The organism is Streptomyces sp. NPDC054783, assembly GCF_053611725.1.
In genome coordinates this window covers 58170-76490 of record NZ_JBSHAY010000033.1, presented here as the reverse complement: position 1 = coordinate 76490, position 18321 = coordinate 58170, and the positions used below count along the sequence as shown (strand labels likewise).

Here is an 18321-nt window from a genome sequence, read left to right as displayed (position 1 = left end):
ACCGGCTGCACCGCTGGGAGTCCGGTGCAGCCGGGCGGGCGGTCCCGCAGGCTGCGTGGGTGTCTGCGGGCTGCGCAGGCGCCGCCGGGGAACCGGGCCCGCTACCCCGCCCGCCCTGGTGACCATCCTGCCGCCTGCCCGTGTGCTGGCCGGCCGTGGCGCGCCAGCACCGCCTCATTGGTTGCCCGGATGATTCACAGACGTTCACTGCGAAAGGCTCGACACCACCGCGGTGATCACAGTGGCCGTGGAGATGCCGACTATGACCATCCGCGCGGTGAAAGACGCAGGTCGCTTGGTTCGGTGTCCCCATCCCGCGGCACCGTTTTGATCGTCGGCCTCTGGCCGGTACCAGTAAGCCCCCAGCAGAGTTGCACAGGGGTCCGCGTTGCCGTAGCGAGCAGCCATGTATGACTCAACGAACGATCAAGGGATCCGAAACAGCTGCCGATTGATCATCACCGCAGCCGGTGGTGCCGATCTTGATCACGGCCAGCGAGGTGCGCCTCAGGCGCTACCGGCGGAGATCCAGGTGGCTGGTCAGGAGGCGGTGGGCATGGCGCGGGCCAGCGGCGCCAGATTTCCGTGCAGGGCGGTGTGCAGGGCGGCCGCGAGTTCGCGGGCCCGCTGCTCGATGGCCACGTCGTACAGCGCGAAGTAGACCGGTGCCGCGGAGGAGTCCGAGCGGATGTCGCCGGGCGTGGATCAGCTGGATGACCGCGGTCTGGACGGCGTCGTACACCGAGTCGGGCACGGTGTGCTGCGGAGCCGTGATCATGTCGGCCTTCACCTCCCAGCGCTCGCTCAGGGACTCGACGGCGACGAATACAGCAACCTGCTGCTTGGCCTGCCGGTATGCCGCTTTTGAAGGCCGCGATGCCCCGTGGCGTCGGGGATGAGGTCCAAGGGGCAGGGGGTCGGCAGTGCCTGCATACGAAGCATCGTGCCAGGCCAGGGGTGCCGACGCGGGCGTTGGCATGGGCCCACGCCCCGCCGCTGGAGGCTCCCGAGCTGGAGATCTCCGACAGCCGCCGCCTTCGCGGCAGCGGTATCCAGAAGGGGGAACGCCTTCTTGAACGGTTCGCGCCCAGCCGCTGAGCCGAGGCGCGTCATCGTGGGAGGCGGGCGTGGATGATCTTGCCTTCCCCGGGGCCGGGGGCGATGGTCACCTTGTTGGCCAGGCGCCGGACCAGGGGCCATCCGAACCCGCCGGCGTCGCTGTTGAGGCGGGGGCACGTTCCTGCAGGGGTGCGGGGCTGAGGTCGCTGACCGCGACGGTGATCGCGTCGGTGGTGGCCACGAGGTGGAGGGTGTACCGGCCGCCGCCGTGGCGCACGGCGTTGGTGGCGAGCTCGGAGACCACCAACGCGAGGGTTTCCGCTATCCCAGGGGGCGCAGCCAGCTCCAGACCGTCGGCGAAGGCGCGGGCGACATCACGCGCGCGGGCAATACCGGCGGGGTTGTCTCCCTCCACCATGACAGGCGCCCTGGGGGCTTGCCTGAGCGCCGTGTCCATGTCGGTCATGCGCCACCACCCCGCATTGGATCGGTTGTGCCGCCAGGCCCGGCGTGTGCCCGCAAGGCGGGGCTTCAACCCGCAACGACACTCTTCCGGGTGTATTCGCGACAGGAGTGCATGCACCGACGCAAAAGAAAACCTGTCGCTGTCACAGTAGACATTCGCCCGCCGCAGTACTACCGTCTTCTTCGTACCAGGAAGTCGAAGTGAGCGCGGCAGACATGAACTGCCCGCGCACGCACGTCAGACAGGACGCGGCCCCCCGGGGCCGCGAGCAGTACCCGCGTTATCCAGCAGTACAACCCGTGTAACCGAAAGTAAGGAGCCAAGGCGCCATCAGGATCGCCCGGGCGAGCAAGTCCGCCCGGGTAGCGCAGGCCCCGGATTGGAAGGTGGTTCCCGGTCACGCATCAGCGATCCCCGCAGCCCCGCCCTCCCAGGCGGAACCTGCGGACACAGAAGGCCGGCGCAGTTCGCCGGTAGATGGTGTTGAAAGCTCGGGGCCCGGGCGCCAGGACGGCACCCGGGCCCCCCGACGCGTCCCCGGAAGAAGAGGTCTATGCCCCCTGCCAGTTCCCGTCCCGTCGGCCCTCTCGATGATGACGACTACCCCGCCTACACCATGGGCCGGGCCGCCGAGATGCTCGGCACCACCCCCGCCTTCCTCCGCACACTGGGCGAACACCGCCTGATCACCCCCCTGCGCTCCGAAGGCGGCCACCGCCGCTACTCCCGCTACCAACTGCGCATCGCCGCCCGCGCCCGCGAACTCGTCGACCAGGGCACCCCCATCGAGGCCGCCTGCCGCATCGTCATCCTCGAAGACCAGCTCGAAGAAGCCCAGCGCATCAACGAGCAGCTGCGCGCACAAGGCCACCAGCCGCAGCCGAAGACCTCAGCTTGATAGGTCCGCTACCGGGCCCGCATCCGTGTCGCAAGCGTCCAACCGGTGCGGGGAGCGCGTGCCGCGCCTGAACGGAGGGCTCCGAGGTACGCGCGTTGCGTATGGGCCCGGGGCATTCAGGGAGAGGGCGGTGGGCATGGACGAGGCTGCCTGAAACCGAGACCGCCCTCAGGTGGTCTGCCGGCCGCTGGTTACCGCGTCGGCGGCGTACGAGGGCTGCCCCGCTGACATCACCGCCGCCCGGCATCTCGCCTGCGGCTTCCTGACCCGCATGCAGGCAGACCAGGATCTTCCGGTGTCCGGCCGGGCGATGGGCATGGTGCAGTTGGTCGTCAGCGAGCTGGTCACCAACGCCTGCAAGCACGCGCCCGGGCCGTGCCTGCTCGATCTGGAACTGGACGGCGGCACCATCAAGATCACGGTCTGGGACAGTGAACCGGTGCTTCCGGTGGCACAGGCCGCCGATCCGGGCGGGTGGGCCAGCACGACCTGGATCGTCATGGCCGTGTGCCAGGACTTCGAGGTCTACCGACGCAACCGGTCGGCAAGCGCACGGCTGCGTCGGTGATGCTCGCCGACGACCCCGGCGGAGACGTCTCGGGCCGCCACCGCTGACCCATCTTTTTTGGGGCCTGTCAGGATGTTGCCCGGACCAGGCCGCCCTGCTCTGGCCGCAGTTGCCCTGGTGCAAGGGTCGGAGCGGACCGCGGTGTCCGCCTCCTCCATCGTCCGGCCGACCGATGCTCCTGGCACCAGCCGCTGTGCACCAGGGAGGGCCGCTGGCACGGCTCGGTCGCCATCGATCCGGGTGAGTCGCTTCTGTGCCTGGCCGCTCGTTGGGCTGTGCGCGGATGCTCGCCATGACAGCGCAGAGCCCTGCGCGCCCCGGCCGGGGTCTTCCGGCTTCCGGCGGAATCCGATGATCACAGCAGTGCCACCCGGCGGGCACGTGGGAAACTGCGGCCGAAGGTGTGGGACGGACGCACGATGATGGTCACCATCGCAGTGACCATAGTGATCCTCGCGGTGGTGTCCGTCGCCGTGCGTGACCTTTCGGGTGAGCGTCTATGAGCTGGTCGGGGAGTCGGTGGTGCGGTGCTGTCGCGCCGTGCCGGCCAGCTTCCGGCAAGGCAGCAGGATGACGAACGGGCGGGTGGACCGGCCGGCCCCAGCCCCAGGCGCCTGTGCAGCCCGCAGGATCGCCCGCCCGACTGGACCGTACTTCCAGCGGTGCAGCCGCACCCGTGCGCCGCATGCCCAGACGGGAAACCGCTCGGGACGTGAAGGCCGCTTCTGCCCCCGGGCCCCATGCCGACCGCGCATCCGCGTGTAGACATCCTCGCAGGTTGGGGTCCCCCTGGACACACACCCCGTCTGCTTCGCCGAACGGGGGCGCCGTGCATGCCCTGCGTGGAGCTCCGCAGACCGGCCCTCGGCTCCGTCCGCAAGGGTCCGGGGGCTTCACGCTTCACGGGGTTGAAGTGCCGCGTTTCGGGTCGCCTGGTGGGGTGTTGTTGCCTGGAGGAGGAGCAGGGCGATGTCGTCCTGGTGTGGGGTCGGGGGGCAGTGGTTGATCAGGGTGTCGGCGAGGGCGTCGACGGTTTGGTGGGGTGCCTGTGCGAGGCAGGTGACGAGGTCGGCGGTGGAGTCGTCGATGTCGGTGCCGGGGGTTTCGATCAGGCCGTCGGTGTATAGGGCGAGGAGGGTGCCGGGTGGGAGCGGGATCTCGGTGGTGGGGTAGGTGGTGTCGGGGTCGATGCCCAGGAGCAGGCCGGGGGGCAGGTGGAGGATCTCGGTGTGGCCGTCGGGGTGGCGGATCAGAGGTGGGGGGTGTCCGGCGGTGGCGAGGCGGACGCGGTGGTGTGCGAGGTCGAGGTGGGCGTACAGGCAGCTGGTGAACAGGCCGGGGTCGAGGTCGATGAGGAGACGGTTGGTCCGGGCGAGGGCTTCGCCGGGGGGTGTGCCGGCGGTGGCGTGGGCGTGGACGGCGATGCGGACTTGTCCCATCAGGGCCGCGGCGGTGATGTTGTGGCCCTGGACGTCGCCGATCGCCGCGGCTGCGGATGCTTCGCCGCAGGGGATGAGGTCGTAGAAGTCGCCGCCGATGTCGATGCCGTGGCCGGCGGGCTGGTAGCGGGCGGCGGCGTCCAGGCCGGGGATCGTGGGGAGGGTGTGGGGCAGCAGGCCGGTTTGCAGGGTGTGGGCGAGCTGGTGCTTGATGTCGTAGAGGCGGGCGCGGTCCAGGGCCTGGGCGATCAGTCCGGCCAGGGAGGCCAGGATGGCGCGTTCTGGCGCGGGGAAGGGGCGGGGCCGGTCGTAGCCGAGGATGAGAGTGCCGACGGTGCGGCCGGAGGCGATCAGGGGCAAGGTTGCGCAGGCGGGCAGCTCGTCCTTGTGGATGGCTGGGGGGTAGGCGCGTTTGAGGTCGGCGAAGGTGGCGTAGAAGCCTGGGTCGCCCGTGAGCAGGGCCCGGACGGCAGGGGTGTCGGAGGCCAGGCGCTGGGAGTCGAAGATTTCGGTGAGTTCGGCGCTGAAGCCGCAGGTGCCGATGACGCGCAGCCGGCCTTCTTCCGCGGTCAACAGGGCGAGGGCTTGGGGGCCGAATCCGGGGACGATCTGGTCACAGGCCAGCTGGACCACGTCGTCGGCCCTGACGGCCTGCGTGAGGCCGGCCGCCAGGTGCGTGAGGTGGTACAGGGCCGTCGCCCCGACCTCTGGCGCCGGTGGCGTGTGCTGCCACGGCATGGTGGGCTTGGCGTGCTCGGCCGGGATCGGGGTGATCTGGATGCTGATGCCGCTGTCGTCCGGGTGGAGCTGGAAAAACAGCCACTGGTCCGGCGGGCACAGGATGGTGCAGGAGGTGGGCCAGCGGCTGACCACCGCCGCCCGGTACCGGTCTTCGAAGAGGGGGTTGTGCAGCCACGGCAGGCTCTCCCAGGGACGGCTGCCCAGCAGAGCGCCGACCCCCGCGCCGAGCAGGTCGCCGGCCGCGGTGTTGATGAAGGTGACCCGCCCGTCCAGATCGAGTGCGCAGCAGCCCTGCGGCAGCCGTTCAGCGAAGTCGAATGCGGCCGGTGCCTCGCCCGACACCATGCGGCCGGAGCGCACGGGAGCCAAGACCCGCGGCTGGTCTGCGGGCAACAACGGCTGCCCTTGCCCGGCAGCCTGCTGCAGGAGCGCACCCTCGCACTTGCAGCACGTGTCCAGCGCATCCCGTTCACGTGAGCTCAGCTGCGGCGGGTGCCAGATGGGCCACAGCAGTACCAGGGCCCCCCTCACGCTGGTGCCACAGCTGACTGGGGCGGCAGCCAACATGAATTCGTAGGGCAGCACGAGCGCGAGCTGGGGGTAGTAGCGTGCCACCTGCTCTTGGCTGCTCAGCCACACCATGCGCCGTTGTCGTACCGCGTCCGCCGCCGGCAGGGGGGCGCCTACCGTGACCCGCGCCCAGGGGGCTGCGATCTGCTGGGATACCCCCGATATCACCGTCAGCTGCAGCACCCGCTCACCGGGCGGCAGCAGATACAGCAGACCCACCGAGGCACCGGTGTCCCGCATGACGTCGGCCAGGGGAGCATCGAGCTGCTCCAGGGCAGAGCTGGAGCCAGGGGTGAAGTCGGCAAGCTGCGGCACGCCCGTCACCTCCTGCGGACGCCGGAAGGAGTAGGACGCGTGCGCGCGCAGCGAGCGCGAGGGACCTTGCCACCGATCCCAAGTCCGGCACGGATCTGTGCCCAGCCGGCGCGGGGCCCCCGGTCGGCTGGCACCGCCGCTCGCACCAGCTGCCAGGTCGCCTGCCGATGCGCCGGCTTGCGGCGCAGGCGGTAATGCCTCATCGGCTCCTGCGGCGCAGCCCCACACCAGCCGCACAGAGCGTCACCCATACCCGGACCCTACGCCCACATCCGGCGACGGTCGCGCGGCGAGGCGAAAGTCGAACAGAGTCCAGGCCGGGGACAAAGTGCGTGCCTGGCAGGCCTGTGCGCCCCCAACACGGAGGGGATCTTCCCCCCGCTGGCAGGCCCAGCCCCCGACCGCCGCCGACCACGACATAACCGGCGCGCTGACCGCCACCCCCGCGACCTGGGCCAGCTCCTTGCCCTGCGAGCCGCCGCCCTGTACGCCACCCAGACCACCATCGGCGGCGGCAACTCGATCCTCATCGCCGCCAGTGCACGCACGGCGGCACTTGGCGGCACAGTGCATCCAGGGCTTGCTCGTGGGTGGCGGGGCGGCACCGGCCGCTCTTCTTCGCTGCCCAGCAGTCGCCGAGGTGGAAGGCATCGATGTTGGTCCTGTTCAGGCCGTAATTGATCAGCCATTCCGGCTCCGGCGGCTGGCGCTCCTTGCCTTGCCGCCGCTCGCGCTCGAGCCGTTCCTCGTTGGCGATCCACTGGTCGATCAGGGCCAGCTGCCGCGCGGTCTGCTGCTCGACGACGCGGCGGGCGAGCCGCAGCATGTGGAGACGGGTCGGCGGGGAATCGTCGTGCACTTGGGTGCTCCTCCTGTGACTGAGCGGCTCAGTTGGCCACTCTGAGCGTCACAGTTGGCCGCCAGGAGGGGTCAGGTGTTCACGGGCGGGTCGGTGACCAGGTCGTCCGCGTGCTCGCCGGTGACGAGGTAGACCACGCGCTGTGCGACCGCTACGGCGTGGTCGGCGAAGCGTTCGTAGTAGCGGCCGACGAGCGTGGCGTCCACGGCCGTCTCGAAGCCATGGTGCCAACGGTCGTCCAGGAGGTGCTGGAAGATCGTGCGGTGCAGCTCGTCCATGCGGTCGTCGTCTTTCTCCAGCCACGGACGTGCGGGTGGTCATATCGGTGGTCCTTCGGACTCGGAGGGCACAGGCGCCGGATGCGCGTGCGGGGCGGAGCGTGTGGCAGTTGCGGCCTCTTGCGTCGCGGGCAGCGGATCTGACAGTGCCGAAGCGTGGGGGAGCACGGGGTAAGCAGTGCAAGTCCTGACGGAAGGGGCACACTTCTCGGGGGAGACCAGCATTCAAGGAACTTTGACCTGCGGGCCTACCGTTTTCCTACTTGGAGCACTGCCTCTACACAGGGAGAGGTCAAGCCTCGCAAGCCCCTTCATGTGAAGGCCCTCACCGCGACGGAAGAGGGGATCGCAGCACCGGCAGGGCAACGCCGAGGGGTGGGTTAGCGGGGTGGAGCCGAGCCGGTCCGGCGCTGCTCAGCACGCCGCCGTTGCTCGGCGGCCAGGCGCTTGGCCTTGCGGCGGACCCGTTCGCCGAAGGCCTACGGGTCGGTGGCGCCGGCGTACACCGCGGCCTCGGTCCAGGTGGTGCCCTCGCCCTCGGCGTACGCGAACACGGTGTGTCGCTCGTTCTCGGTCAGGCCGTGCAGCACGCGGTTGAGCCGCTCGTCTTCGAGCACCCCGCCCGCGGTGTGCGCGAGCAGGTCGACGTCGGTGGCGACCAGGTCGTACAGCGACAGCCCGTCGCCGAGGTTCGCGTCCAGGGACAGCACCCTGCCGTGCGTGTCCGGCGCCGCCACAGGGGCACCAATTGTCGGTGCACCGCACACGCCTCCGCCTTCAAGGGCCCGAGCCCGGTGGAGGACAGTTGCCCGGTCTGCCACAGGGGATCGCACCAGCTGCCGATCAGTGTGCTGGACACCGCTTCCCGCCAGCGCTCGCTTCGTGGGACGACGAGGACATTGGCGGCGATCAACTCATCCACTGCACGGCTGGGCAGTTGGGAGCTGCCAATGATCCAGCCGCGGGTCTGCACTGCGTGTACCAACCCTGGCATGTAGGGCCGCCCGCCCCATAGCCACGGCCTCTCCGGGGCCTTCTTCGGCGGCGCCGAACCGGGCAGGGTCCCGTCTCGCCGCTGAAGGGCGATGCCGTCATCGGTTACGGCGGCGTAGTCGGACCAGGACTCCGCTCCTGCCTCGGAAGGAGGGGGCAGGGGAGGTGGTGAAGCATGCATTCCAAGGCATTCATTGCACGTTGCTCCTTGCCTGTGCGGGCTGTTCACCTTCCGGTCCTGGGAGGGGGCCCGACCGGCAAAGAATCTTGAACTTCATCTTGGTGGTGGTCTGGTCGTGGCGGTGCTGTGGCCGGTCCCCGAGCCGGCTGTGGCACCGCCCTCCGCGGGGGAGTGCTTGCCGACAGGCCTCGCCCGGCCATTCTCCTGTGTCGTGCCGTGGGAACCGGGGGCTGAGACCCTCCTTCGCGCCGGCCTGCATCGGCGAGCGAGACAGGCTCGGTGGATGCGGAGGGCCGCATCCGTCCGTCACCGGTTCCGGCCGGAGTCTGCCGCAGGCGATCAGGTCCTCGGCCGGCTGTTCCTGTGAAATAGCCGCTGGCCGAGTCTCGTTGCTACGAGCATGACGATGAATGCGCCGCGGCCCGAAATGCTGCGATACACCGCCTTCTCCAGCGTCCCCGAGGGCGGAAACCCGGCTGGCGTTGTTCTGGACGCCACCGCCCTGGACTACAGCGACATGCTGGCGATCGCCGCCGACCTCGGGTACTCGGAGTCCGCGTTCCTGACCGCGCCTCCGGAGGGACTCGGCGGCCATGAGGGGCGGGCGTACAGCATCCGCTACTTCAGCCCGAAGGCCGAGGTGCCGTTCTGCGGGCACGCCACCGTCGCGACCGCCGTCGCGCTCGCCGAGCGGATAGGCCCCGGGGAACTGGTATTCGCGACGCGTGCCGGCACCGTGCCGGTGGAGGTGACCGAGGAGGGCGGGACGGTCAGGGCCACACTCACCAGTGTCGAGCCGCACATCGAGGAGATCGCCGGAGCCGACCTCACGGAGGCACTCGCCGCGCTCGGCTGGCCGCCCGCCGATCTCGACCCGGCCTTCCCGCCCCATGTGGCGTTCGCAGGTGCCCGCCATCTCGTTCTCGCGGCGGCGACGCGCGAGCGCCTCGCAGATCTCGCGTACGACTTCGCGCGCCTCGAAGCCCTGATGCACCGCTTGGACCTGACGACGCTCCAGCTGGTGTGGCGGGAGTCGGCCACCGTCTTCCATGTCCGTGCCCCGTTCCCCGTCGGCGGCGTTGTCGAGGACCCGGCAACCGGCGCCGCGGCCGCCGCGTTCGGTGCGTATGCCCGTGAACTCGGCCTGGTTCCCGAGGACGCTGTCCTCACCCTGCACCAGGGCGAGGACCTGGGCCGCCCTGGCGAGCTCACGGTGTCGCTGCGCGCGGGTGACCCGCGGGTCCGTGTCAGCGGCGCAGGAACTCGCATCAGCTGAGAGCCCGCGCAGGTCAAGGTGCCTGAGGCCAGGTGATCGTCTCGGAGTTGAAGTTGTTTGCAGGGACGGATCGCTGGTCTACCGGAGGGCATCACCGACGGCGCCGCGGACGCCCTGCAGGTCAGCGACCGGTTCCAGCTCTGGCAGGGGCTGTCAAAACGGGTGGTGGAAGTCGTTACCGCCCACCGCGGCTGCCTGTGGAACGCAGTGCCCGATCCCGAACCGGTACCGCAGCGCCCGTCCGCAGGGGCACCATCCGACCGAGCGGATAAACGTCACCACCGGCCTGCGACGTCCGCCCGGCGGGGAGCTCACCCTCACCGGCGGACCGTCAACCGCGCACTCGCCCAAGCCCGAGCTCCCGTCGAACGCGGCATGGCACGGCTGACGTCTGGCAGATCTTCCGCAGATCCCGCATCAGCCCCAACCGCATGACCGCCATCGCCAAAGCCGTCCTCAGCCTGGGAGGCAAAGCTGAAAACGCTCTGAACGGACAGCCGCCCCCAGTAGTCGGACGCCGGTGTACCCGCTGGAGGCACCAACCTCCCGTGGCGCGGCCGCCGCGATCCGCAGCAGCGCCCAAGGGTGTGGTGCCGCTCGGGCTGCTGCAGGCGGTGGTGGACGCGATCACGGTCTCGGCGATCGTGCCTGCCGGTGGCTGGCGGTGCGGCGCTCACCGGCCGGACGCCCCCGTGCGCAGGCCGTCCATGACGAGGTCGAGGAGCCTGGTGGCGCGGGGCCGCCAGTCGTCGCGGGGGTCGAGCTGCCACAGGCCCGCGATAGCGAGGAGGAAATCGTCCCCGGTGACGCCGGACCGGACGGTGCCGGCTTGCTCGTTGGCGCGGAGTAGCAGGTTCGCCGCGTCGATCACCGGCGTGGGGGCCGGCTTCGTCGGACTGCCTGGCGCGCTGGTGACCTGCCGGATTGCGTCGGCCAGGCCGGCCTTGGTCATCGCGAACTCCGAAAGCCGGTCCATCCAGGCGCGCAGGGCCTGCGCGGGCGGCCGGGTCCGGAGCAGGTGGGCGGCACTGTCGGCGACCTGGTGCATCTCGTGCCGGTAGATCTCCAGGACGAGTGCCTCGCGGTTGGGGAAGTTGCGGTAGAAGGTGCCCTGGCCGACGCCGGCCTTCTTGGCGATCGCGCTCAGCGGTGTGTCCGCGCAGCGGGACAACTCGGCGAGTGCCACCTCCAGGATGCGTTCGCGGTTGCGCTGGGCGTCCGAGCGCCGGGGTGCGTCGTTCATCTGCGGCACTCGTCCTTCCTGAGGGTTCGTGGCCGAACCTCGCCCTTGCTAAGCGGACAGCTGTCCGATACGTTTTCCAGTCAGCGGACAGTTGTCCGGTTGTCGTCCACGATAGCTGCGGACGCGTTCCTGCGGCAGTCCGCGGTCCCCTTCGGTTCCAGCACCACGCATCGCCGCCCCACCTCTGCGGCACAGTGCCGCACGACGCGCGCTGCGCACCCGCCCGGTACCCCCGTTGCTGAAATGCCCCATCTGCCCTGGAAATGCGAAAGAAGCTGCTCATGGCCTCATCGACGTCCAGTGTCATCACCCTGAACATCAACGGCGAGAAGTACACACTGCCCGTCGACCACCGCACCACCCTGCTCGACGCACTGCGCGAGCGCCTCGCGCTGACAGGCTCCAAAAAGGGCTGTGACCAGGGACAGTGCGGCGCCTGCACGGTCCTGCTGGACGGCCGCCGGGCCGTTTCCTGCCTGCAACTGGCCGTGGCGGCCGAGGGTCGGGAGATCACCACTATCGAAGGCGTCGCCGAGGGCGATCGGCTGCATCCCGTGCAGCAGGCGTTCCTCGACCTGGACGGTTTCCAGTGCGGCTACTGCACTCCAGGACAGATCTGCTCGGCGATCGGCGTGATCCAGGAGCACGCGGCGGGCTGGCCCAGTGCCGTCACCGACGACATCCGGCCCGAGGCCGGACCACCGCCGCTGACCGCCGAAGAGATCCGCGAGCGCATGAGCGGCAATCTGTGCCGGTGCAGCGCCTACGTCTCGATCGTCGAGGCCGTGGCCCAGGCGGCTGAGGCGCAGCCGGACGCGGGGCGCGCGGGCCTCGGGACGGAGCCGAAGGAGGCCGTGGCATGAGGGAGTTCGACTATCGGCGGGCGTCCGACGTCGCCGGCGCCGTCGCGCTGCTCGGCGGCGATCCGGATACCCGCTTCCTTGGTGGCGGCACCAACCTCGTCGACCTCATGAAGGCCGGCGTCGAACGCCCTGCCCGGCTCGTCGACATCCGCGAACTCCCGCTGGATCAGACCGAGCCGACGCCGGAAGGGGGCCTGCGCATCGGCGCCACCGTCACCAACGGCGACCTGGCCGCGCACCCCGAGGTCCGCCGCCGCTACCCGGCGCTGGCCCAGGCGCTACTGGCCGGCGCCTCCGGACAGTTGCGCAACATGGCCACGGTCGGTGGGAACCTGCTCCAGCGCACCCGCTGCGGTTACTTCACCGACGTCACCAATCCCTGCAACAAGCGTGTCCCGGGCAGCGGTTGCCCCGCCGTCGAGGGCGAGCACCGCAACCACGCGATCCTGGGCGCGTCGGAGAACTGCGTGGCCGTACACCCCTCCGACATGGCCGTCGCGCTCGCCGCCTTCGATGCGGTCGTCCACTTCGAGACCGCCGACGGGCCGGGCGAGGTGCCCCTGGCGGACTTCTACCTGCCCGTCGGCGACACCCCGCACCGCGAGACCGCCCTGCCGCCGGGCGCCCTGATCACCGGCGTCGTCCTGCCGCCGGTCCCGGTCGCCGCCAACTCCCGCTACCGCAAGGTGCGCGAGCGCGCCTCGTACGCGTTCGCCATCGGCTCGCTCGCGGCCGCGCTCGACGTGAGGGACGGCGTCGTACGCGACGCGCGCCTGGCCTTCGGTGCTGTCGCCTCCCGGCCCTGGCGGGCCCTCGTCGCCGAACGGGTCCTGATCGGCGCACCGGCCGACGCCGAGACCTACGCCGCCGCGGCGGACGCCGAACTGGCGGCAGCACGGCCACTGCCCCAGAACGGATACAAGGTGACCCTCATGCGCAACCTCGTCGTGGCCGAGCTCACCCGACTCGCAGAGGAGGCCGCCCGATGACCACCGTCACCACCGCGACACACACGCAGGCGCCTTCCGTCGGCACCGCCCACACCCGCGTGGAGGGCAGGGACAAGGTCACCGGCGCGGCCCGTTACGCGGGTGAGATCCCCTTCGCCAACCTCGCACACGGCTGGCTGGTGCTCTCCACGGTCGCCCATGGCCGCATCCGCGCCATCGACAGCGACCCCGTCCTCGCCATGCCGGGGGTCCTCGCCGTGCTCGACCACCGCAACGCCCTGCGCGTGAACACCGACTACACCGGTCTGCTGGGCATGAAGCCGGACCCGACCTGTGCCGTCTTCCAGCACGACCGGGTGCCGCATCTGGGCTGGCCGGTGGCGCTGGTCGTGGCCGAGTCGTCCGAGCAGGCCAGGGAGGCCGCCGAGGCGCTCGTGGTGCACTACGAACAGGAGCCCCACGACATCGACTTCAACGCGGGTCACCCGGGCGCCTACCCGGTGGACGGGCACATGCCGGCGGTGACGGAGAAGGGGGACCTGGACGCCGAACTGGCCGCGTCGTCCGTCGCCGTGGACGCCGAGTACCGCACCCCCGAAGAGCACCACAACCCGATGGAGCCGCATGCGGCGACCGCCCACTGGGACGGCGGCCGGCTCGAGGTGGTCGACTCCAACCAGGGCGCCACCTGGGTCATCGGCGAACTCGCGAACCTCTTCTCGCTCGACCCGGCGTCGGTGCGGGTGCGCTCCGAGCACGTCGGCGGCGGCTTCGGCAGCAAGGGCGTACGGGCCCACCAGGTGGCCGCAGTGATGGCCGCGACCGTTCTGCAGCGCCCAGTGCGAGTCGTCCTGACCCGCCGCCAGATGTTCTCGCTGGCCGGCTACCGCAGCCCCACCATCCAGCGGGTCAGGCTCGGTGCCGACGCCGAGGGGCGGCTGCGCGCGCTGGCGCACAGCTCCCTCAGCCTCACCTCCACCGTGCACGAGTTCGTCGAGCCGAGCGCCGGGGTGGCACGGGTGATGTACGACGCCGACGCCCACCACACCGCCAACCGCGTGGTCCGGCTCGACGTGCCCACCCCGACGTTCATGCGGGCCCCGGGTGAGGCGCCGGGCTCCTTCGCGCTGGAGGCGGCGCTCGACGAACTCGCCGAGAAGGGCGGCATCGACCCGGTCGAGCTGCGGCTGCGCAACGACCCCGAGCGGGGGCCGGTGTCCGGCCTGCCGTTCGCCGGCCGCAACCTGGCCGCCTGCTTCCGGGAAGGCGCCTGCAGGTTCGGCTGGGCGGACCGGGACCCGCGCCCCGGCCTGCGCCGGGACGGCCGCTGGCTGCTCGGCACCGGCACCGCGGCGGCGTCCTTCCCTGTGGGCGCGGCGCCCTCCACGGCGACCGTGACCGCGCACCCGGACGGCGGCTTCACCGTGCGGATCGCCGCGGCCGACATCGGCACAGGCGCCCGTACCGCGCTCACCCTGGTCGCCGCCGATGCGCTGGGCGTGCCCCCGGAGAGGGTCCGCGTCCGCATCGGTGACAGCGACTTCGGACCGGCGATGATCGCCGGCGGTTCCATGGGCACCCGCTCCTGGTCCTGGGCGGTCGCGGCCGCGGCCGAGGAACTGCGCGACAGGCTGGGCCTGGGCGCCGACATCCCCCCGGAGGGCATCACGGTGCGGTCGGACACCACCGAGGCCATCGGCTCGCTCGCGCCCGCCGAGCGCCACTCCTTCGGAGCCCAGTTCGCCGAGGTTGCCGTGGACGTCACCACCGGCGAGGTGCGCGTGCGGCGCATGCTCGGGATCTTCGCGGCGGGCCGGATCGTCAACCCGCTCACCGCGCGCAGTCAGCTCGTCGGCGGCATGATCTGGGGCATCTCCATGGCGCTGCACGAGGAGGCCGTACGGGACCGAGCCTCGGGCGGTCCCGTCGGCGCCGATCTCGCGGGCTACCACGTGGCCACCCACGCCGACGTCCCGCACGTCGAGGCCGACTGGATCGACGACACCGACCCGAACGACCCGGTCGGCATCAAGGGCATCGGCGAGGTCGGCATCGTGGGCGCCGCGGCCGCCATCGCTAACGCGGTCTGGCACGCGACCGGCGTGCGCCACCGCGCCCTGCCCATCCGGCCGGACCGGGTCCTGACCGCGGCAGCGGGAGCGCTTGATGCTTGACCTGGCCGAGGAGCTGGACCGGTGGGTCGAGGAGGGCCGGGAGTTCGCCGTCGCCACCGTAGTGGCCGTCGGCGGCAGCGCACCGCGCGGTCCCGGCGCCGCCCTCGCCGTGGACGGTGCGGGCACCGTCATCGGCTCGGTCTCCGGCGGCTGCGTCGAGGGCTCGGTGTACGAACTGTGCCTGGAGGCGCTGCGCACCGGGGAGAGCGTCCTCGAACGGTTCGGTTACAGCGACGAGGACGCCTTCGCCGTCGGACTGACCTGCGGCGGCACGATCGAGGTGCTGGTCACGCCGGTGTCCGGCCAGGCGCCCGCCCGGGCGGTCCTCGCGGAGGCCGTGGCAGCCGCCGCCCAGGGCCGGCCGACGGCCCTGGCCCGGGTCGCCCGCGGACCGGCCGAGCTCCTGGGCCGGGCCCTGCTGGTGCGGCACGACGGCACGCACGAGGGCGCTCTCGGTAGCCACCCGGAGCTGGACCATACGGCGGCGGCCGCGGCCCGCCCCCTGCTGGAGGCGGGCCGTACCGGCACGGTGGAGATCTCGGCGGACGGCTCGCACTGCCCCGGCGTCCTCACCCTGCTGGTCGAGTCGAACGTGCCGCCACCGCGCATGATCGTGTTCGGGGCGGTGGACTTCGCCTCGGCGCTGGCGCGGGCCGGCAAGTTCCTCGGCTACCACGTGACTGTGTGCGATGCCCGCCCGGTCTTCGCAACGCGGGCCCGCTTCCCAGACGCCGACGAGGTCGTCGTGGACTGGCCGCACCGCTACCTGCGGGGCACCGGGACCGACGCCCGCACGGTCCTGTGCGTCCTCACCCACGACGCGAAGTTCGACGTGCCCCTGCTGAAGCTGGCCCTCGGCATGCCGGTGGCGTTCGTCGGCGCGATGGGCTCGCGCCGCACCCACGAGGACCGCAACCGGCGTCTGCGGGCCGAAGGCGTGAGCGCGCGGGAGCTGGCCAAACTGCGCTCTCCGATCGGCCTCGACCTCGGTGCCCGTACGCCCGAGGAGACCGCCCTGTCGATCGCGGCAGAGATCGTCGCCGCCAGGCGGGGCGGCACCGGCGTACCGTTGACCGGCTCCCGGACACCGATCCACCGCGACCTTCAGACCGCCGGAGCGACGGTGGGATAAGTTCCATCGACCGATGAATTACTAGGCTCACTTTTCCAGCAGCCACTCGGGCGCCCGGCGGCCGAGCTTCTTCGCCGCGTTGCTGCTCCGTCTGCCGGCGTTCCTCGTCGGCGATCCACTGGTCGATGACGGCCAGCTGACGGGCGGTGCGCTGCTCGACGACGCGGCGGGCGAAGCGCAGCGCTTCCAGACGCGAGAGCGGCTCGTCATCTGTTCTGTGCCACCGAACCTTGAGTGTGTGCCAACCACGTTTAGTGGCCTGGGGCACTCACTCGTGATGTGGTCTGCGTCGACGGTCGGCGGGTTGGCCTGGTCGGCGTAATGCGTGTTCAGGAGCTCGCCAGCCAGTCGGTGTACCAGGTGCGAAAGCCGGGGCTGACTGGTACGAAGCCACCCCAGCCGGGATCGATCTGCCAGACCTGGCCGGCTCGCGGGCCGTTCAGGACCAGCCGCGTGAAGATGCCGCAACCCTGTTCGGCCAACATCAGCGTGCCCCGGGTCAGCGCATCGGCCGCTGCGTCGATCCGGCCCGGCACAGGTGCGGGGAGAGGGAACGGCTCAGCGAGTCGGCCCGGCAGTCGGTCTTCCCGCCACTCGGCGTCCACGGCCCACTCCTCGTAGGCCTCCGGGCAGGCGACGGTCAACGGCATCAACCCATGGCTGGGGCCGGCGGGGCCGTTGCCCACCCCTGCGACGAAAGACCGGTACTCCACCGGCAGATCGATGCCGTGGGATTCCTCGAACGCTCGGATCTCCGCCTCCGGCAGCCGAGGCGCCAACTCGTACCGGTGCGTGTCCGCCCCGAAGCGCACCAGCCCCGGATCCCGTGCTGCCATCGCCGTATCCGTGCGCGTACGCCGTCCCCGTCCCAGCCCTCCATCCAGCGACCGTAACAAGGGTGTCCGCCCCCCGGTCCGCCGAGCCCTCTAGCTACACGGCTGCCAGTGGCGGGTTTCGGCGGCTGCGCCTGCGACCAGGGCGCTCAGACTTCCCTACGTTCTTCTCCGGGACCGGGTGAGCCCTTCGTATGGTCTTGTCAAGTTACCTATGTGGTAGGCGAGTTGAGGTATGCCAGGTGTCCTGGCGAGTGTCTGGTTCAGGCGGTCGTGGCCATGAGTGTGGTGCCGGTGACCTGGTGCCAGACGGTGAAGCGGTTGGTCATCTCGGTGCGGTAGGTGGTGGCGGTCATCAGGTGGCGGCGGGGGCGGAAGTGGGGTGAGGTCCGGGAGAAGGATGCGAGGAATCTCTGGGTGGTGCCGACCCTGCGGAAGCCTTTCATGCCGCGCTCACGCTCGCATGTGGGGATATGCGAGCTTTCTGCCTGGTTGTTCAGATACGTCGAGCTGCGGTGCTCGACCGGGGGGGCATAACCTGGCGGTGGGCGGCACCGTAGGAACGGAGCCGGTCCGTCACGACCACCCGGGGCACGGCCTCGGTGGCCTTGAGGAGCTTGCGGAAGAACCTCTTGACGGCCTTCGCGTCGCGCTTGTCGGTCACGAGGATGTCCAGCACGTTCCCGTCCTGGTCCACCGCGCGCCATGAGTACCGCATCCGCCCGTTGACCTTGATGTAGACCTCGTCCAGATGCCACCGGTCACCCGGGCGGGGCTGCCGGCGGCGCAGCCGGGCGGCGTAGGCGGGGCCGAACCTCTCGCACCACAGCCGGACCGCTTCATACGAGACCTGGATGCCGCGCTCGAACAGCAGTCCTTCCACGTCACGGAAGGACAGCGGGAAACGGTGGTACAGCCGGACCGCGTGCGCGATCACCTCCGGCGGGAACCGGAAGCCCTTGTACGACGGCACAGCGGTGTCCACCAGCACGCCCCTCCCGCGACGATCGACACCAAGATCATCCCACCCCGCTCCCCAACTTGATAACGCCGCCAGCACCTCGTCGAGCACGCAGCCACCCTCGGCATCGACATGGAAATCACCGCCCGCACCCCTGGGACCAGGGGATTCACCCCGATCGAAGCGGTGGGCGGTCGAGCGGATCTACGGCTGGCTGATGCTCCACCGACGTCTGGCCCGTGACTACGAAACCTTGTCCGCCCGCTCCGAAGCCATGATTCACCTTGCCATGACCGACCTCATGACCCGCCGCCTCACCAGCGAGAACACCATCTCCTGGCACGACCCGACACCACAGATCAAGCACCGGATTCCGGGATAGAACACCGGGATAAAACGACCTCTTAAAGAGCGTTTTGTCCCGGCGAGGTTGTTTGGTGGTGCTTCGGGGGACGAGTCGGTCTGCGACTGCTGAGGCGAGAGTGGTCAATGCGGGATGTGAGACAGGAGACTCCGTAGCTC

13 protein-coding genes and 5 pseudogenes are annotated in these 18321 nt (G+C 70.4%); 10 read left to right on the top strand and 8 right to left on the bottom strand.

Annotated elements, in window-relative coordinates; all coding sequences use genetic code 11:
* Positions 1-1165: 1165 nt before the first annotated feature.
* Positions 1166-1525, bottom strand: a complete 360-nt coding sequence (locus ACWGJ5_RS38020; protein WP_453314182.1) for an ATP-binding protein — start codon at positions 1523-1525, stop codon at positions 1166-1168.
* A 553-nt stretch (positions 1526-2078) separates the two neighbouring features.
* Between ACWGJ5_RS38020 and ACWGJ5_RS38015 the strand changes: the two genes are divergently transcribed.
* Positions 2079-2423, top strand: coding sequence for a MerR family transcriptional regulator (locus tag ACWGJ5_RS38015; RefSeq protein ID WP_453314181.1), 345 nt, complete (start codon positions 2079-2081; stop codon positions 2421-2423).
* Positions 2424-2610: 187 nt separating this feature from the next.
* Positions 2611-3038, top strand: a pseudogene (locus ACWGJ5_RS38010) (ATP-binding protein).
* 846 nt (positions 3039-3884) lie between these two features.
* Here the strand turns inward: ACWGJ5_RS38010 and ACWGJ5_RS38005 are convergent.
* The 4 genes and pseudogenes from ACWGJ5_RS38005 to ACWGJ5_RS37990 all read right to left on the bottom strand — a co-directional run bounded on the left by ACWGJ5_RS38005 (position 3885) and on the right by ACWGJ5_RS37990 (position 7930).
* The gene (locus ACWGJ5_RS38005; RefSeq protein ID WP_453314180.1) at positions 3885-6056 is read right to left on the bottom strand and encodes a SpoIIE family protein phosphatase; all 2172 of its coding nucleotides are present in this window, start codon (positions 6054-6056) and stop codon (positions 3885-3887) included.
* A 526-nt stretch (positions 6057-6582) separates the two neighbouring features.
* The gene (locus tag ACWGJ5_RS38000) at positions 6583-6915 is read right to left on the bottom strand and encodes a DUF6233 domain-containing protein (protein WP_453314179.1); all 333 of its coding nucleotides are present in this window, start codon (positions 6913-6915) and stop codon (positions 6583-6585) included.
* A gap of 71 nt (positions 6916-6986) precedes the next feature.
* Positions 6987-7214: pseudogene (locus tag ACWGJ5_RS37995) on the bottom strand (phosphate signaling complex PhoU family protein); the annotation flags it as partial.
* A gap of 458 nt (positions 7215-7672) precedes the next feature.
* On the bottom strand, positions 7673-7930 hold the full coding sequence (locus ACWGJ5_RS37990; protein ID WP_453314178.1) for a hypothetical protein: 258 nt from the start codon (positions 7928-7930) through the stop codon (positions 7673-7675).
* A gap of 837 nt (positions 7931-8767) precedes the next feature.
* On the opposite strand from ACWGJ5_RS37990, the gene ACWGJ5_RS37985 reads away from it, so the two are divergent.
* Both ACWGJ5_RS37985 and ACWGJ5_RS37980 read left to right on the top strand, forming a co-directional pair.
* The gene (locus tag ACWGJ5_RS37985; RefSeq protein WP_453314177.1) at positions 8768-9643 is read left to right on the top strand and encodes a PhzF family phenazine biosynthesis protein; all 876 of its coding nucleotides are present in this window, start codon (positions 8768-8770) and stop codon (positions 9641-9643) included.
* Between the two features lie 274 nt (positions 9644-9917).
* A pseudogene (locus ACWGJ5_RS37980) lies at positions 9918-10107 on the top strand (transposase family protein); the annotation flags it as partial.
* 209 nt (positions 10108-10316) lie between these two features.
* On the opposite strand, the gene ACWGJ5_RS37975 reads toward ACWGJ5_RS37980, so the two are convergent.
* A complete protein-coding gene (locus ACWGJ5_RS37975; RefSeq protein ID WP_453314176.1) occupies positions 10317-10886 on the bottom strand; it encodes a TetR/AcrR family transcriptional regulator in 570 nt (189 codons plus the stop codon).
* 281 nt (positions 10887-11167) lie between these two features.
* On the opposite strand from ACWGJ5_RS37975, the gene ACWGJ5_RS37970 reads away from it, so the two are divergent.
* The 5 genes from ACWGJ5_RS37970 (at position 11168) to ACWGJ5_RS37950 (ending at position 16327) form a co-directional block, all read left to right on the top strand.
* Positions 11168-11749, top strand: a complete 582-nt coding sequence (locus ACWGJ5_RS37970) for a (2Fe-2S)-binding protein (RefSeq protein WP_453314175.1) — start codon at positions 11168-11170, stop codon at positions 11747-11749.
* Positions 11746-12738 (top strand): FAD binding domain-containing protein, encoded by a 993-nt coding sequence (locus tag ACWGJ5_RS37965; RefSeq protein ID WP_453314174.1) that lies wholly within the window; start codon positions 11746-11748, stop codon positions 12736-12738. Before ACWGJ5_RS37970 ends, ACWGJ5_RS37965 begins: the two co-directional genes overlap by 4 nt.
* Positions 12735-14873, top strand: a complete 2139-nt coding sequence (locus ACWGJ5_RS37960) for a xanthine dehydrogenase family protein molybdopterin-binding subunit (RefSeq protein WP_453314173.1) — start codon at positions 12735-12737, stop codon at positions 14871-14873. The genes ACWGJ5_RS37965 and ACWGJ5_RS37960 overlap by 4 nt, the downstream gene beginning before the upstream one ends.
* Positions 14866-16005, top strand: a complete 1140-nt coding sequence (locus ACWGJ5_RS37955) for an XdhC family protein (protein WP_453314172.1) — start codon at positions 14866-14868, stop codon at positions 16003-16005. Before ACWGJ5_RS37960 ends, ACWGJ5_RS37955 begins: the two co-directional genes overlap by 8 nt.
* 79 nt (positions 16006-16084) lie before the next feature.
* Positions 16085-16327, top strand: a complete 243-nt coding sequence (locus tag ACWGJ5_RS37950) for a hypothetical protein (RefSeq protein WP_453314171.1) — start codon at positions 16085-16087, stop codon at positions 16325-16327.
* A gap of 7 nt (positions 16328-16334) precedes the next feature.
* On the opposite strand, the gene ACWGJ5_RS37945 is transcribed toward ACWGJ5_RS37950, so the two are convergent.
* On the bottom strand, positions 16335-16841 hold the full coding sequence (locus ACWGJ5_RS37945) for an SMI1/KNR4 family protein (protein ID WP_453314170.1): 507 nt from the start codon (positions 16839-16841) through the stop codon (positions 16335-16337).
* A 260-nt stretch (positions 16842-17101) separates the two neighbouring features.
* A pseudogene (locus ACWGJ5_RS37940) lies at positions 17102-17823 on the bottom strand (IS6 family transposase).
* A gap of 66 nt (positions 17824-17889) precedes the next feature.
* On the opposite strand from ACWGJ5_RS37940, the pseudogene ACWGJ5_RS37935 reads away from it, so the two are divergent.
* Positions 17890-18181: pseudogene (locus ACWGJ5_RS37935) on the top strand (transposase); the annotation flags it as partial.
* Between the last annotated feature and the right edge of the window lie 140 nt (positions 18182-18321).

Excerpts from the sequence above, each read along its gene's own strand:
- ACWGJ5_RS37960 (WP_453314173.1), top strand. The coding sequence starts at position 12,735 with ATGACCACCGTCACCACCGCGACACACACGCAGGCGCCTTCCGTCGGC.
- ACWGJ5_RS37975 (WP_453314176.1), bottom strand. The coding sequence starts at position 10,886 with ATGAACGACGCACCCCGGCGCTCGGACGCCCAGCGCAACCGCGAACGC.
- ACWGJ5_RS38020 (WP_453314182.1), bottom strand. The coding sequence starts at position 1,525 with ATGACCGACATGGACACGGCGCTCAGGCAAGCCCCCAGGGCGCCTGTC.
- ACWGJ5_RS38015 (WP_453314181.1), top strand. The coding sequence starts at position 2,079 with ATGCCCCCTGCCAGTTCCCGTCCCGTCGGCCCTCTCGATGATGACGAC.
- ACWGJ5_RS37945 (WP_453314170.1), bottom strand. The coding sequence starts at position 16,841 with ATGGCAGCACGGGATCCGGGGCTGGTGCGCTTCGGGGCGGACACGCAC.
- ACWGJ5_RS37955 (WP_453314172.1), top strand. The coding sequence starts at position 14,866 with ATGCTTGACCTGGCCGAGGAGCTGGACCGGTGGGTCGAGGAGGGCCGG.
- ACWGJ5_RS37970 (WP_453314175.1), top strand. The coding sequence starts at position 11,168 with ATGGCCTCATCGACGTCCAGTGTCATCACCCTGAACATCAACGGCGAG.
- ACWGJ5_RS37965 (WP_453314174.1), top strand. The coding sequence starts at position 11,746 with ATGAGGGAGTTCGACTATCGGCGGGCGTCCGACGTCGCCGGCGCCGTC.
- ACWGJ5_RS37985 (WP_453314177.1), top strand. The coding sequence starts at position 8,768 with ATGACGATGAATGCGCCGCGGCCCGAAATGCTGCGATACACCGCCTTC.